This window comes from Cellulomonas sp. (assembly GCF_965229465.1).
Classification (GTDB): domain Bacteria; phylum Actinomycetota; class Actinomycetes; order Actinomycetales; family Cellulomonadaceae; genus Cellulomonas.
In genome coordinates this window covers 1108655-1124342 of sequence record NZ_OZ245882.1, presented here as the reverse complement: position 1 = coordinate 1124342, position 15688 = coordinate 1108655, and the positions used below count along the sequence as shown (strand labels likewise).

The 15688-nt window shown below is 72.6% G+C and carries 12 protein-coding genes; 4 read left to right on the top strand and 8 right to left on the bottom strand.

The window, feature by feature from the left end; genetic code table 11:
* Positions 1–29: 29 nt before the first annotated feature.
* The 8 genes from ACO06A_RS05345 to ACO06A_RS05310 are packed head-to-tail and all read right to left on the bottom strand — an operon-like array spanning position 30 to position 9844.
* On the bottom strand, positions 30–773 hold the full coding sequence (locus ACO06A_RS05345) for a DUF2599 domain-containing protein (RefSeq protein ID WP_421735005.1): 744 nt from the start codon (positions 771–773) through the stop codon (positions 30–32).
* Complete coding sequence (locus tag ACO06A_RS05340) at positions 770–2248, bottom strand: alpha-amylase family glycosyl hydrolase (protein ID WP_421735004.1); 1479 nt, start codon at positions 2246–2248, stop codon at positions 770–772. Before ACO06A_RS05340 ends, ACO06A_RS05345 begins: the two co-directional genes overlap by 4 nt.
* On the bottom strand, positions 2245–4041 hold the full coding sequence (locus ACO06A_RS05335) for a GH39 family glycosyl hydrolase (protein ID WP_421735003.1): 1797 nt from the start codon (positions 4039–4041) through the stop codon (positions 2245–2247). Before ACO06A_RS05335 ends, ACO06A_RS05340 begins: the two co-directional genes overlap by 4 nt.
* Positions 4038–5591, bottom strand: coding sequence for a glucoamylase family protein (locus tag ACO06A_RS05330; RefSeq protein ID WP_421735002.1), 1554 nt, complete (start codon positions 5589–5591; stop codon positions 4038–4040). Before ACO06A_RS05330 ends, ACO06A_RS05335 begins: the two co-directional genes overlap by 4 nt.
* 20 nt (positions 5592–5611) lie before the next feature.
* Positions 5612–6505 carry a carbohydrate ABC transporter permease gene (locus tag ACO06A_RS05325; RefSeq protein ID WP_421735001.1) on the bottom strand — a complete coding sequence of 298 codons (894 nt, stop codon included), beginning with the start codon at positions 6503–6505 and terminating at the stop codon, positions 5612–5614.
* A complete protein-coding gene (locus tag ACO06A_RS05320; protein ID WP_421735000.1) occupies positions 6502–7515 on the bottom strand; it encodes a carbohydrate ABC transporter permease in 1014 nt (337 codons plus the stop codon). Before ACO06A_RS05320 ends, ACO06A_RS05325 begins: the two co-directional genes overlap by 4 nt.
* Before the next feature lie 4 nt (positions 7516–7519).
* On the bottom strand, positions 7520–8791 hold the full coding sequence (locus tag ACO06A_RS05315; protein ID WP_421734999.1) for a sugar ABC transporter substrate-binding protein: 1272 nt from the start codon (positions 8789–8791) through the stop codon (positions 7520–7522).
* Between the two features lie 42 nt (positions 8792–8833).
* The gene (locus tag ACO06A_RS05310) at positions 8834–9844 is read right to left on the bottom strand and encodes a LacI family DNA-binding transcriptional regulator (protein WP_421734998.1); all 1011 of its coding nucleotides are present in this window, start codon (positions 9842–9844) and stop codon (positions 8834–8836) included.
* Between the two features lie 169 nt (positions 9845–10013).
* Here ACO06A_RS05310 and purL point away from each other — a divergent pair, with 169 nt between their 5' ends.
* From purL to ACO06A_RS05290, 4 genes are all read left to right on the top strand, one after another.
* Positions 10014–12377: a phosphoribosylformylglycinamidine synthase subunit PurL gene (gene purL / locus ACO06A_RS05305; RefSeq protein ID WP_421734997.1), complete on the top strand. Its 2364-nt coding sequence runs from the start codon at positions 10014–10016 to the stop codon at positions 12375–12377.
* A gap of 162 nt (positions 12378–12539) precedes the next feature.
* Positions 12540–13553, top strand: a complete 1014-nt coding sequence (gene rsgA / locus ACO06A_RS05300) for a ribosome small subunit-dependent GTPase A (RefSeq protein ID WP_421734996.1) — start codon at positions 12540–12542, stop codon at positions 13551–13553.
* A 180-nt stretch (positions 13554–13733) separates the two neighbouring features.
* Positions 13734–15113, top strand: a complete 1380-nt coding sequence (locus tag ACO06A_RS05295) for a glycoside hydrolase family 6 protein (RefSeq protein ID WP_421734995.1) — start codon at positions 13734–13736, stop codon at positions 15111–15113.
* A gap of 118 nt (positions 15114–15231) precedes the next feature.
* Complete coding sequence (locus ACO06A_RS05290) at positions 15232–15687, top strand: hypothetical protein (RefSeq protein ID WP_421734994.1); 456 nt, start codon at positions 15232–15234, stop codon at positions 15685–15687.
* Position 15688 lies beyond the last annotated feature (1 nt).

The window sequence follows — 15688 nt, the reverse complement described above, 5'->3', positions numbered from 1 at the left end:
CGTAGCAGCGGCCCGCGCCGCGCGGGAGGTCAGCTCGGGTTGCAGCGCGACCGGATCATCTCGACCGCGCTCACGTCGGGGCGCCACGGCTCCAGGTTCCAGGTGGCCTTGTCCGGTGCGCCCAGCTCGTGGCACTCCAGCTGCGCCTGCATCCCGGGGCTGTCGGCCTCCGGTGCCTGGGCGACGACCTGCGCCCACAACCCCTCCTGCGCCGCCAGGCTCCCGGTGCGGGCCCATCCGCTCGGTGTGACCGCGAGCGAGCGACCGCCCTCCGCCTCGCCCCACACCGCGCTGACCACGGCGGCCGCCGTGAACCAGATGCCCGCGGACCCGGAGTCGTCGGCGGCTCCGGCGAGCCGGGCCACCTCGGGGCCGACCTGCGTGAGGCGCGCCGCCCACGGTTCGGCGGTGAACCCGGCGACGAACGTCCCCGCGCCGTCCCGGACCACGCCCGAGCCGTCGGAGAGGACCGTCAGCGACATGCCCGCCGGTGCGGCGACCAGGGCGTCGCCGTGGGCGGTCGCGCGGGTGGACCCGTCGGCCTCCGTCGTCACCTCGAGCGCGGGCGCGGACACCAGGAGCGTCACGGCGCCGGACGGGACGGGGATGCCGGTCGCCCGGACGACCGCGGGGTCGTCGGGGTCCGCGGCCGGGGTGGGGGAGAGGGTCGGCGTGGGTGTGGACGTCTCCGGCTGCGGCCCGGCGTGGCTCGGGGTGCAGCCCGCGAGCACGAGCGCGAGCAGCACGCCCGCCGCTGCCCCCCGTCCGCTCACCCTCGGAAAGGTACCTGCCCGTCGCTCAGCCAGACACACTCCGACGGGGTGACGATCGTCGGATCCTCGCTCGGACCGCTCCGGACGACCACTGCGCCACCGCCGGGCAGGCGCCACGGCCGGGAGGACGCGTTGAGCACCACGCGCGCGGCGCCGCGTCGGCCGACCAGCACGCCCGGCCGCGCGTCCTCCCAGGTCAGGTCCTCGGTGGTCCACAGCGTCGACCGTGCGGAGAGCGCCCGGTGGAGCACCGACCAGGTCGAGGACGGGTCGGCCTCCTGCCGGTCCCGGGCGTGCCCGGCCCACGCCGCGGGGATCGGCAGCCACGGCTCGCCCGTCGTGAACCCGAGGGTGTCGCCCGACGTCCAGGGCAGCGGCACCCGGGCGCCGTCGCGGTTGGGCAGCCGGCCGCCGGACCGCAGGGACTGGGGGTCCTGCCACCGGTCCGGCGGCACGTCGGCGTCGGGCAGGCCCAGCTCGTCGCCGGCGTACAGGAAGAAGGCGCCCGGCAGCGCGAGCAGGAACAGGTGCAGGGCCAGCGCGCGGTCCGGTCCGAGGCGCGTGGCGGCGCGGGCGATGTCGTGGTTGCCGACCACCCAGGCGGGCAGCGCCCCGACCGCGCGGTGGGCGACCAGCTGCGCGTCGACGGTCCGACGCAGAGCCGCCGCGGACCAGGGGGTGCGCAGGATGTCGAACGCGAAGGCCTGGCCCAGCTCGTCGGCCCGGGCGAACGCGGCGGTGCGCTCGGGCGGCCCCCACGCCTCGGCGACAGCGGCGATGTCCGGACCGAGCACGCGGCGCCACGACCGGTAGATCTCGTGCACCTCGGCCCGGTCCCAGTGCGGGTGGTCGGCGCCGCGGCGCACCTCGGCGTACGAGGACTCCTTGGCCAGCCCGCCCGCCACGTCCACGCGGAACCCGTCGACCCCGCGGGACACCCAGAAGCGGAGCGTCTCGGCGAAGTCCTCCTCCACCCTCGGGTGCGCCCAGTTGAGGTCGGGCTGCTCGGGCGCGAACAGGTGCAGGTACCAGGCGCCGTCGGGCAGCGGGGACCACGCCGAACCGCCGAACATCGACCGCCACCCGTTCGGCTGCGACCGCACGTGGAACAGGTCCCGCTCCGGACCGCCCGCCCGGGCCGCGACGAACCACGGGTGCTGGTCGGACACGTGGTTGGGCACCAGGTCCATCATCACCCGCAGGCCGCGGTCGTGCGCGGCCGTCACGAACGCGTCGAACGCCGGGAGGTCCCCGAACAGGGGGTCGATGTCGCGGTGGTCCGCCACGTCGTACCCGTGGTCGGCCTGCGGGGACCGGTACACCGGCGTGAGCCAGAGGCCGTCGACACCCAGGCGGGCGACGGCGTCGAGCCCGGCGGTCAGACCGGCCAGGTCACCGACGCCGTCGCCGTCGCCGTCCAGGAACGAGCGGACGTACACCTGGTAGACGACGGCGCTGCGCCACCACGAGCTCACACGCGGACCAGCTCGACCAGCACGATCGACGGGTTGGGCAGCTGGACGTCGATCGAGGAGCCGTCCAGCGGCCGCTCGGTCACGGCCAGCCGGTCGGCCGCCCGCAGGGTCGCCCACTGGTCGTCGGTCGGCCAGTCGGCGCCGTCGGACATCGACGACCACAGGGCCGCGATGTTCGAGTGGTCCGCGTCGACCCGCGACTCTCGCACCGTCCAGGACCCCGGCGGCAGCCCGTCGAGCGCCAGGTGCACCGTCCGGTCCAGCGCGGCGGACCCGTCGACCTTCCCCTGGTCGAGCGTCCCGTTCCAGAGCGCGATCGCGATCCTGTCGTCGTCTCGCGACGCCCACGCCTCGACCAGGCTGTCCGCCCCGTCGCCGGTCAGGGTCGCCGCGACCTCGTCGGACCCGAGCTGCTCCAGCAGCCACAGGGCCCACCAGCGCGGCTTGCGCAGCTCCCCGACCGTGCGCAGCCCGAACCCGCCGTGCAGCAGCCGCGGCGGACGGCCCAGCTCCTCGAACTGGTCGGAGACCACCCAGTAGGACAGGGCGTCGATCCGGCCCGCTGCCGAGCGCATGCCGCGGACCAGGAACGCCGCGGAGAACACCCCGTCGTTGGCGTTGCCGAAGTGCGTCGGGCTCACGCCCCACTCGGTCCACCAGATCCCGGCGTCCTCGCGACCGTGCCGCGCGAGCGTCGCCCGCAGGTCCAGCGGCGCGTTGCCGTAGGTGTGCGTCGAGACGAAGTCGACCGGTGACCCGGACCCGGCGACGTGCTCGAGCAGCCCGTCCACCCAGCCGGCGGCCGCGGTCGACGGACCGCCCACGACCAGCCGGTCGTCGACCGCGCGCACGGCGTTCACGGTCACGTCGTACAGGCGCCAGAACTCCTCGCGCGTGCCCGACCAGAACACCTCGAGGTTGGGCTCGTTCCACACCTCGAACGACCAGTGCTCGCGCACCTCGTCCAACCCGTAGCGCTGGATCAGGTGACCCACGAGGTCGGTGACCAGCGCGCCCCAGCGTTCCCAGTCCTTGGGCGGGGACACGATCGCGGCGTACCCGAACACGGTCACGTCCGGGTCCGACGCCAGGTCGCGCGGCATGTACGACAGCTCGACCACCGGCCGCAGGCCCAGGGCGAGCAGCGCGTCGTAGGTGGCGTCGACACCGGTGAAGTCGTGCACCGGCTCCCCGTCGACCTCGCGATACACGCCGAGGTCGTCGCACAGGATCGCGTGCGCCCGGACGGTGGCGACCCCGAGCTCGTCGTGCGCCGCGCGCAGCGCGCTCGTCAGGTCGGCGGAGATGCTCTGCCCGCCGACCGACTCGTCGCTGAGCAGCAGGCTGAGGTGCTCCGAGCCGATCATCGGCCGCCAGGGCCGGGGCAGCTCCCGGACCACGGTGTCGAGGTCCACGAGCACCTCCACCACGGCGGGATCACCCACGGGCAGCGAGGCCGCGAGCACCTCGGCACCCCCCGGACCCGTCACGTCGACGTCGGTCACGGTGGCCACCGTGTACCGGTGCGGGACGCCGGGCTCGCCGGTGGTGTCCGCGTACGGCCCGTGCGGCACCGCGAGGACGTCACCGCCGTGGTGGTCCAGCGGGACCCCGTCCCGGATCACCTGGTAGCCGACCGCGCCCTGCACCGGTTCCCAGTGCAGGGACACCTGGCCGACGCCGGGCGCCGCGTACAGCCCGGCCGGTGGGGCCAGGACGGGGATCGCCCCGGCCGCCGCGGTGTCGGAGCGCCGACCGATCCGGTCCTCCCAGTCCGCGCGCGCGTCGGTCACTTGACGACCCCCGCGCCGAACTCCTCCTGGCCGATGAGCGGGCGCAGGACCTTCTCCACCTGACGGGTGCCGAAGGAGTCGTGCAGGATGCCCCCGCCGAGCACGTTGCCCAGCGAGCCCAGCACCATGCCCTGGTCGAGCGAGAGGTAGCGCTTGGCCTGCGTGTTGGTGCGCACCGCGACCGCGTCGTAGAACCCGCCCTCGCCGTACGCGCCGAGGACCGTCTCGATCTTGCGCAGGTTGTCGACGGCCTCGCGGGGCGCGTACGGCAGCGCGAGGAACGAGGCGTGCGGCGTGACGACGCCGTCGCCGAACGTCGGCGTCGGGTTGGTGGCCGGACGGCAGCCGTCGTAGCCGGCGTCGACGTTCGTCTTCTCGCGGTCGGACGGGTACCCCTCGGGGTTCATGCCGATCGCGTCGACCCCGTAGACGTCGTAGCTCGCGAACGGGTCGCTGGCGGGGGAGAAGCCCCAGTAGCCGTACCCGGCCTCGACCAGACCGTGCTCGATGTGCGCACGCACCGCGAGCGGGTGGTTGACGCCCCAGCTCTTCGGCGCCCACTCCGACTCCGGGACGAACAGGTCGGGCATGAGCTCCTCGAACATGTCGCCGCCCCACGTGGGCACGATGTGCATGCCGCGGTAGGTGAACGCGCCCTCGAACACGTCGATGCCCTCGTACGTCCGGGTCACGCCGACCGGGCGTTGCTCCAGCCACGACCAGTCGCAGCTGGCCGGGAACGTGCGGGCGGTCGCGAAGTAGTGCGCGGGCGGGATCTGGCCGCGGGCGATGCCGATGTAGCTGGCGATCCGCGGCTCGGAGTTGGTGATGTCGTAGTGGTTCTTGGTGAAGTACACCGGCGAACCCGCGACCGTCCCGGGATCGGTCGCCTGCGGCGGCGGGGCCGCCCAGAAGCCGCCGCGCATGAGGCCGGGCTTGGTGCCGCCGAACTGGTTCGCGTCGTAGAACGCCGCGAAGTTCATCGGCTCCAGGAGCGCGTTGGCCTGCCTGCGCAGCGACGGCTCGGCGGTGGCGACCACCATGAGCGCGGCGGCGAACCACCCGTTGTCCACGCTCGACAGGAACGGGTAGATCGTCTCGCCGTTCGGGAACTGCGTGAGCTTGGCGCCGGTGGCCTCGTCGTACCAGTTGTAGAACATGCCGCTGGGCTCGTGGCGCTCCATCGTCGCGATCGTCGTCAGCGTCTGCTTCAGGCGTGCGCGGGCCTCGCGCTTGCCGATGATCCCGAGCTCCTCCGCGGAGACCGTCGACCACAGGTACGCACCGATGTTCGTCGGCGAGGTGTAGCCGGACCGCGTGGCGGGATCGAGCGACGCGTCGATGTTGTCGGCGGGCAGGCCCGTGGTCTCGTCCGTCATGGCGACGAACGAGGTCCACGTGTCGACACCCCACCGGTGCAGGTCCGCGCGGTCGTGGCGGGTCAGGCCGAGGTCGTCGTCGTGGTGGCGTCCGCCGGCGGAGGCGGTCGTGGCACCGGTGAGCAGGAGTGCGGCAGCCGCTGCTGCGGCCGCGAGAGGTCGGAGTCTCATCAGTGAGCCCTTCTCGGAGGTCAGGTCTTGAGGCCGGTGGTCGCCAGCCCCTGGACGAAGTGGCGCTGGAGCGCGAGGAAGACGATCAGCACGGGGACGACGACGACCACGGAGCCGGCCAGCAGCAGGCCGTACTGGGTCGCGTTCTGCCCGACGCTGTAGAGCGCGAGCGCCACGGGCAGCGTGTACATGTCCTCGGTGCTGGCGACCACCAGCGGCCACAGGAAGTTGTTCCAGGAGCCCAGGAACGTGAGGATCGCGAGCGTGGCGAGCGCCGGCCTGCACAGCGGCAGGACCACACGCGCGAAGATCCGCAGCTCTCCGGCGCCGTCCACGCGGGCGGCGTCGATCAGCTCGTCGGGGATCCCCTGCATGAACTGCCGCATGAGGAACACCCCGAAGGGTCCGGCCAGGAACGGCAGGATCAGCCCGAAGTAGGTGTTGACCATTCCCAGGTTGCTGACCAGCACGAACAGCGGGACCAGCGTGACCATCCCGGGGATCATCAGCGTGGCCAGCACCAGGCGGAACAGCCAGGTGCGCCCCCAGAAGTCGATCTTGGCGAACGCGTACCCGAGCATCGAGCAGAACACCAGGTTGCCGAGCGTCACGGCGAGGGCGACGACGATCGAGTTGGTGAAGAACTGCGGGAAGTCGAGGCGCGTGAACAGCTCGCGGAAGTTGTCCAGCGTCGGCGCCTGCGGCCACCACGTGGGCGGGTTGGCGCGCAGCTCGCCCTCGGACTTGAACGACCCGAGCAGCATCCACACGAACGGGGTGACGACGAGCAGGAGCCCGATGCCCAGCACGGCGTAGATCCACGGTCGTGCCTGCGGCTCGCCGAGGTGCGAACCCTCCGTGCCGCGGGGCTTGGTCGCGGTGGCGGTGGCGGTGGCGGTGGCGGTGGCGGTCATGCCGCACCCCCCGTCCGGCGGAACCAGCGTCGGCGTCGCCCGGTGGCGTCGTCCCGCTCGCCCAGCACCTTGAACTGGATGACGGTCAGCAGGACGACGGCGGCGAACAGCACGTAGCTCATGGCCGCGGCGACGCCGTAGTTGCCGAACCCGAAGGTGTTGTAGATCAGGTACGCCACCGACAGCGTGCTGCTCAGCGGCCCGCCCTGGGTCATCACGAACGGCTCCTCGAAGAACTGGAGGAACCCGATGCCCGTGATGACGCCGGCGAACAGCATGGTCGGGCGCAGCGTCGGCAGGGTGATGTTGCGCAGCCGCTGCCAGGCGTTGGCGCCGTCGAGCGCGCTGGCCTCGTGCAGGGCCTTGGGCACCGACTGGAGGCCGGCCAGGAAGATGACGACGAGCGTGCCCAGCGAGCGCCACACCGACATCGCGATCAGCGACGGCATGGCCCACGTCGTGCTGCCGAGCCAGTCGGGACCCTGGATGCCGAACCAGCCGAGCACCTCGTTGATCAGCCCGTTCTCCGGCTGGAGCAGGAACCGCCACACCACGGCCACGGCCACGATCGAGGTGACCACCGGCAGGTAGTAGCCGACGCGGAAGAACCCGGACAGCTTGGTGATGCCGGTGTTCAGGGCGATCGCGATGGCAAGGGCGATCAGGATCGTCAGCGGCACCCCGACGACGACGAAGTAGAGCGTGTTGAGCGCGGCCTTCTGGAAGAGCGGGTCCGTGAGCACGGTGGAGAAGTTCTCGAACCCGACGAGGTTCACGGAGAACGGGTTCTGCAGGTCGCGGCTCTTGATGTCGGTGACGCTCATGAAGAGCGACGACACCACCGGCCACGCGGTGAACACGAGGAAGAACAGCACGAACGGTGCCGCCATCCCCCACGCGGCGATGCTGCGCCGACGGTGCATCGGGGACGAACGCCGGATCCGGGGGGCGGCCTGCTCGGCCGCCCCCGGGTTCCGCACGCCCGACCCGGAGGTCAGGGTCGTGGACATGACCTCAGAGCCCCGTGCCGATCGACTCGGCCTGCTGCTGGATGGCCGTGGCGGCCTCCTGCGGGTCCATGCCGGTCTTGCAGACCTTCTCCAGCTCGGTGTCGATGACGTTCGCGACCTGCTCCCACGTCGGGACCGACGGGGGCGCCTGGGCGGTGGTCATCTGCTCGCCGAACACGGCGAGCGCGGCGTCGTCGGCCAGGTCACCCTGCTCCCAGGCGGACTGCACCGACGGCAGGTCGCTCGTCGTCGCGTACCAGTCGGCCTGGACCTCGGGCTGACTGAGCCACTGGACGAACTTCCAGGCGGCGTCGCGGTTCTCCGCGCTCTTGAACACGGCGAGGTTGCTGCCGCCGATGAACGACGCCTGCTTCTCGTCGGCGGGCAGCGGCGCGAGCGTCACGCTGTCGACGAAGCCCTCGCCGCCGGTCTCGTTGAGGAGACCGATGTGCCACGGGCCGGACTGGAACGCGCCGATCTTGCCGGCGACGAAGTCGGACTCGAGCGTGCCCTCCGGAAGCTCCTTGGGCGCGACGCCGTCGGTGAAGAACGACTGGTAGTAGGTGAGCGCCTTGACGAACTCGGGGCTGTCGAACGTGAACTCCGTCTGCTCCTCGTTCATGATCTCCGCGCCCGCCTGCCACGCGAACGGCAGGAACGTCTGCCACGCGCCCGTCTGGCCGGCCTGGAGCGTGATGCCCCACTGGGCGCCGGCGGCCTGCATGCCCTTCGACGTCGCCATCAGGTCCTCCCACGTGGCGGGGGTCGGCGAGACGCCGGCCTGCTCCGCCAGCGCGGTGTCGACGTAGAGCACGCGCGTCTCGACATACCAGGGGACCGCGTAGGACGTGCCGCCCACCTCGGTGGAGCCCCAGGCGCCGGGGAAGAACGTCGACTCGTCGATGAGGTCCGGCGGTGTGGGGTCGAGCCCGCCGCTGGTGGCGAACTCGCCCATCCAGGTGGTGCCGATCATCGAGACGTCCGGGGTCTCGTCGGCCGCGATCGCCGTCGCGATCTTGTCGTGGGCGGCGTTCCAGGGGATGGCCGTGACATCGATGGTGACGTCCGGGTTCTCCTTCGTGAACGCCGCGGCGAACTCGCCGAGCGCCTGCCCCTCCGTCCCCATGGCCCAGACGGTGACCGTGCCGCTGACGTCCCCGGTGGCGACCGCCTCGGCCGTGGCGGCCTCCTCGGGGGTGTCGCTCCGGCCGCAGGCGGTCAGGGCGAACGCCGTGACGGCCAGCGCGGCGACGCTGACGCGCGTGGATCTCCTCATGATGGTTCCTCCTCGAACCTGGACAGCCCCTCGTGGGGTCTGTCAGGGGTGCGTGCCGCAGCTGTCGCGGACCACCAGGTCGGTGGCGAGCGACTCGTGCCGCGGCGTCGTGCGGTGTCCTGTGATGCGCTGGTCGAGCACCTCGGCGGCGAGTGACCCGAGCGTGCGCATCGGCTGGCGGACGGTGGTGAGGGCGGGGCGGGCGTGGCGCGCGGCCATGACGTCGTCCCAGCCGGTGACTGCGACGTCGACGCCGACCCGCAGGCCGACCGCCTCCGCCGCGACGATCGCTCCGAGGGCGATCTCGTCGTTGGCGCAGACCAGGGCGTCGGGACGCTCCGGGCCTGCGAGCAGCGCCGCCGCGACGCGCGTGCCGGATGCCTCGTCGAACAGGCACGGCGTCACGGTGGGCTCGATGCCGTGCTTGCCGAGGCCCTCGCGGACCCCGCGCCACCGCTCGGCGACGTCGGGCGACTCCTCGGGTGAGCCGAGGAACGCGATCCGGCGGAACCCGTGCCCGGCGAGGTGCTCGCCGAGGGCGCGCGCGGCGGTGAGCCCGTCCGCACGGATGGAGTCGACGGCGCCGACCTCGGGCCGGGCCACGACCACGACCGGCAGGCCGAAGGCGCTCAGCTCCTCGATCACGTGGTCCGGGACCGTGCGGCCGAGCAGGACGAGGCCGTCGACGCGGCGGGCCAGGTCGCGCACGGAGGACTCGGGGTCCTCCCGGCCGTGGGTGGCCAGGACCAGCACGCTGCGGCCGAGCCGCGAGGCGGTCTCCTCGTACCCGAGCAGCACCTCGGCGTAGTACGGGCCGGACAGGTCCGGGAACACGATGCCGTTGGCGGCGTGCGTGCGGGCGGCGAGCGAGGTGCCGGCGTGGCTGGGGCGGAAGCCGAGCTCCGCCACGGCGGCGAGCACCTTGGCCCGGGTCGCGTCGGACACGGGCGCCGATCCGCGCAGGGCGCGCGAGACGGTGGCGATCCCGACGCCGGCACGTGCGGCGACGTCGTAGATCGTCACCGAGCCCGGGTCCGTAGGAAGCGCTTTCATGTGAGGACCGTCACACACCAGGACGAGTCGTGCAACTCGGACGGGCGGACGCGGGTCCGGCTCCCCGCCTGCCGCCGGTATCCTGTGCGCGTCTGCCGACGTCGGCCGGGCCTGCTCGCGCCACCGGGCACGCGCGCCGCCGAGCCACGGGTCTCCACCGAGGGAATCGATGACCACCGCACCTGCGCGCGCCCCCCAGACCGACACCGTCGACGTCGCCGCCGCGACCCCGGACCAGGAGCAGCCGTTCGCGGAGCTGGGCCTCAAGCCGGACGAGTACCAGCGGATCCGCGACATCCTCGACCGTCGCCCCACGGCCGCCGAGCTGGCCATGTACTCGGTCATGTGGTCGGAGCACTGCTCGTACAAGTCGAGCAAGAACCACCTGCGCCAGTTCGGCGACAAGACCACGCCGGCCATGAAGGAGCACCTGCTGGTCGGCATCGGCGAGAACGCCGGCGTCGTCGACATCGGTGACGGCTGGGCGGTCACGTTCAAGGTCGAGTCGCACAACCACCCGTCCTACGTCGAGCCGTACCAGGGCGCGGCCACGGGCGTCGGCGGCATCGTGCGGGACATCATCTCGATGGGCGCGCGCCCGGTCGCCGTCATGGACCAGCTGCGCTTCGGCGCCGTCGACCACCCCGACACCGCTCGCGTGGTGCACGGCGTCGTGGCCGGTGTCGGTGGATACGGCAACTCCCTCGGCCTGCCCAACATCGGCGGCGAGCTGGTGTTCGACGCCTCCTACCAGGGCAACCCGCTGGTCAACGCCCTGTGCCTGGGCGTCCTGCGGCACGAGGACATCCACCTGGCCAACGCGTCCGGGACGGGCAACAAGATCGTCCTGTTCGGTGCGCGCACGGGCGGCGACGGCATCGGTGGCGCGTCCATCCTGGCGAGCGAGACGTTCGACGACACCAAGCCCTCCAAGCGTCCGTCGGTGCAGGTGGGCGACCCGTTCATGGAGAAGGTGCTCATCGAGTGCTGCCTCGAGCTCTACGCCGCGCGTGTGGTCGAGGGCATCCAGGACCTCGGCGCCGCGGGCATCTCCTGCGCCACCAGCGAGCTGGCCTCCAACGGCGACGGCGGCATGCACGTCGACCTGGAGAACGTGCTGCTGCGCGACCCCACGCTGACCGCCGGCGAGATCCTCATGTCGGAGTCGCAGGAGCGCATGATGGCCGTGGTCCGGCCCGACCAGCTCGACGAGTTCCTGGCCATCACCGGCAAGTGGGACGTCGAGACGGCCGTGATCGGCGAGGTCACCGGCACGGGCCGCCTCACGATCGACCACCACGGTCTGCGGATCGTCGACGTGGACCCGAAGACCGTCGCGCACGAGGGCCCGGTCTACGACCGCCCCTACGCCCGTCCGTCGTGGCAGGACGCGCTCAACGCCGACACGACTGCCGCTCTGGCGAAGCCGTCGACCAACGCGGAGATCCGCGCGACCGCCCTCCGCCTGCTGGCCAGCCCCAACCTGGCCTCCAAGGCGTGGGTGACCAACCAGTACGACCGCTTCGTGCAGGGCAACACCGCGCTCGCGCAGCCCGACGACTCCGGGGTGATCCGGGTCGACGAGTCCACCGGGCTCGGCGTCGCGCTGGCCACCGACGCCAACGGTCGGTACGCCAAGCTGGACCCGTACACCGGCGCGCAGCTGGCTCTCGCGGAGGCGTACCGGAACGTCGCGACGACGGGCGCCCGCCCGCTGGCCGTGACCGACTGCCTGAACTTCGGCAGCCCCGAGCACCCGGACTCCATGTGGCAGCTGGTCGAGGCCATCCGAGGCCTGGCCGACGCGTGCCAGGTGCTCGAGGTCCCTGTCACCGGCGGCAACGTGTCGCTCTACAACGGCACCGGCGAGCCCGGCCTGATCGACTCCGCCATCCACCCGACCCCGGTGGTGGGCGTGCTCGGCGTGCTCGACGACGTCGCCGACGCCACCCCGTCCGGCTGGACCGCCCCCGGCCAGGCCGTCTACCTGCTGGGCACCACCCGACCCGAGCTCGACGGCTCCGCCTGGGCCGACGTGGTGCACGGCCACCTCGGCGGCCTCCCGCCCGCGGTGGACCTGGACGCCGAGCGCCGGCTCGCCGCGGTCCTCACGCACGCGAGCCGCGACGACCTGGTGGATGCCGCCCACGACCTGTCGGAGGGCGGGCTGATCCAGGCGCTCATCGAGTCGAGCCTGCGCTACGGCGTCGGGGTCCAGGTCGCTCTGGACCCGATCTGCGAGCGCGACGGGGTCACGCCGTTCGAGGCCCTGTTCTCGGAGTCGACCGCCCGCGTGCTCGTCGCGGTCCCGCGCTCGGAGGAGGTCCGCCTGGTCGACCTGTGCACCGCGCGCGGCGTCCCCACCCTGCGGCTGGGCGAGACCGCGGAGTCGTGCTCGCCGGGCGCCGGCACCCCGGTCGACGAGACCGACCACGTGCACGGCCCGGCCGTCGAGGTCCAGGGCCTGTTCACCCTGCCCCTCGCGGAGGCCCGCGAGGCCCACGAGGCGACCCTCCCGCACTGGTTCGGCTGACAGCCGGCAGCGCGGGCGCGACGACGTCGGCTTGCGCGAGAACAACCTGGGTGGCGTTCTCGACCCGGAGATCGCCACTCAGGTTGTTCTCGACGCCCGAGGCGGGGGTTGCCGCGGGTATTTCCGTGGTGCGTGGGCCGGACCGGCTCCTACCGTCGAGATGTGCCAGCTGATCTGTTCCGCGTGGTCCGTGCCGACAAGGGCGCGGTCCTGGTGCTGCCCGCGGACGGTCTCGACGGTGCCCACGAGCCCCGACGCGTGACGCTGGACCGGGACGGTCTGGTCGCCACGGACGACGGGGACCGGCTCGCCCCGACGGTCGGAGACTGGCTGCGCGTCGACGAGACCACCACCGTCCTGCAGCCCCGCACGACCGCCCTGGTCCGGGACACCGCCGGCGCCACCTCCCGGGTGCAGGCCCTCGCGGCGAACATCGACGTCGTCCTCGTGGTCGAGCACCTGGAGCCCGATCCGGACCTCGGCCGCATCGAGCGGCTGCTCACCCTGGCGTGGCGGTCCGGTGCACAGCCCGTGGTCGTGCTCACCAAGGCGGACCTGGTTCCCGACCCCGAGGGTATGACCGCCGAGGTCGCCGCGGTGGCCCTCGCGGTCGACGTGCACACGGTCAGTGTCCCCACCGACCAGGGCCTCGACGCCCTGCGCGCGCTCCTGGTGCCGGGCGCCACCCTGGTTGCCGTCGGGCCGTCCGGCGCGGGCAAGTCGACGCTGGTCAACGCGCTGGCCGGCTACGACGTCATGGAGACGGGCGAGCGACGGGCCGACGGGCGCGGCCGGCACACCACCACGCACCGCGAGCTGGTCCCGCTGGCGGGTGGCGCGATGCTCATCGACACCCCGGGCATCCGCGGGGTCGGTCTGGTGGCGGACGCCGACGCGCTCGACACCACGTTCGCGGACGTCGCGGAGCTGGCGGCGGCGTGCCGGTTCGCGGACTGCCACCACGCGGGGGAGCCGGGCTGCGCGATCCAGGAGGCGCTGGACAGCGGGGAGCTGCCGGAGCGCAGGTTCGACAGCTGGCGTCGACTGGCCAAGGAGGCCGCGTACCAGGCCCGGCGCTCGGACGTCCGGGCGCGCGCCGAGGAGCGGGACCGGTGGAAGAAGATCACCAAGGAGTACCAGCGGGGGATGCACGGGCCGGGCCGACCCCGCGGCTGAGGTGCCCGCGGAAGCGCATCGACGAGCCCAATCCAGGACCTAATCGTTTCGGATCGTGCCGTGCGCTCGCCAGGGCGATGGGTCGTCAGGTTTCCTCGTCGGGACCGGGGTGCGGCGTCGTCGACGAGGACGGCAGCCACCCCGGACCCGAACTGGCCCGTCGTCGTCCCGAGGAGATCCATGCCCACCCGCAGAACCGCCACCGCGCTGCTCGCCGCCGCGGCCGTCGCGGTGGCCGGCCTGACCGCCGTCACCGCCGCCACCGCCGCGCAGGCCGCCACCGGCTGCAAGGTCGAGTACCGGATCACCAACCAGTGGGGCAGCGGCTTCGGCGCCGACGTGTCCGTCACCAACCTGGGCGACCCGGTGAGCTCCTGGACCGTGGGATGGACGTTCACGGGCGGTCAGAAGATCACGCAGCTGTGGAACGGCACCGCGAGCACCAGCGGCTCCGCGGTCTCGGTCGCGAGCCTGCCGTACAACGGCTCGCTGGCCACCGGCGCCAAGACGAGCTTCGGCTTCAACGGCTCCTGGAGCGGCTCCAACCCCGTCCCCGGTACGTTCACGGTCAACGGCACCCTGTGCACCGGCACGACGCCGACGACGACCCCCACCCCGACGACGACCCCCACACCCACCCCGACCCCGACGGTGACCGTGACGCCCACGCCGACCCCCACGCCGACTCCTACTCCGACCCCGACGCAGACCCCGCAGCCGACCAGCGGCTTCTACGTCGACCCGACCACGCAGGGCTACCGCGCCTGGCAGTCGGCGAGCGGCACCGACAAGACGCTGCTCGCCAAGATCGCGCTCACGCCCCAGGCCTACTGGGTGGGCAACTGGGCCGACCCGGCGCACGCCAAGGCCGAGGTCGCCGACTACACCGCCCGCGCGGTGGCCGCAGGCAAGACCCCGATGCTGGTCGTCTACGCCATCCCCGGCCGCGACTGCGGCTCGTACTCCGGCGGCGGCGTCGCCGAGAGCGCGTACGCGACCTGGATCGACACCGTCGCCTCCGGGATCACCGGCAACCCGTACGTGATCCTCGAGCCCGACGCGCTCGCCCAGCTGGGCGACTGCGCCGGTCAGGGCGACCGCGTCGGCTTCCTCAAGTACGCCGCCAAGTCGCTGACCCTCAAGGGCGCCCGCGTGTACATCGACGCCGGCCACTCGTCCTGGCTGCCCGTCAGCACCGCGGTGAGCCGCCTCAACCAGATCGGCTTCGAGTACGCGGTCGGCTTCGCGCTGAACACGTCGAACTACCAGACCACCGCGGCGTCGAAGACGTACGGCCAGCAGATCTCGCAGCAGCTGGGCGGCAAGAAGTTCGTCATCGACACCTCGCGCAACGGCAACGGCTCCAACGGCGAGTGGTGCAACCCGCGCGGCCGGGCGCTCGGCGACAAGCCGGCGCTGGTCAACGACGGCTCGGGCCTCGACGCCCTGCTCTGGGTCAAGCTGCCCGGCGAGTCCGACGGCACCTGCAACGGCGGCCCGTCCGCCGGTGCGTGGTTCCAGGACATCGCCCTGGAGCTGGCCCGCAACGCGAAGTGGTAGGAGCCTGATCGCCAGGGCCCGCGGGGGTGCGTCCCCCGCGGGCCCTCGTGCGTCGGCGACCGGGTGACGCGCGACGAGATCGATGCAGTCACGGCACGGCGCCGGGCACGATCGGGGGATGAGACAGCCGATCGCCGTCGCGCTGGTCGCCGCCGTCGCCCTCGTCGCCGGCTGCTCGGGCGAGCCCCCCGACCCGTATGACGACGCCGCCGACTGCAATCACCTGTACACGCGCGGCGACCCGGGGCTCGGCGCCGGCTACGGGTACTCGGAGGAACCGCACCCCCTCGGCACGCCGGTTCCTGTGGTGCTCTGCCTCGGCGGCCGTGGGGGCACGGTCCAGCTGCTCGCCGAGGGCACCGGCGTGACCGTCACCCCCGAGGTCGGCTCGGTGCCGGACGAGGGGTCGTCCGGGCTGCACCAGGTCGTCTTCGAGGTCACGGTCGAGGGGGGCGCCTCGGCCCGGCTCTCGGTCGAGTCGATGGGCATGTCGTACGGCGGCCCGGAGATCACGAGCGACGACGAGGCCGGGACGTGGCAGCTGAGTGGCTGGGGCGATCGCGAGTTCGACTGAC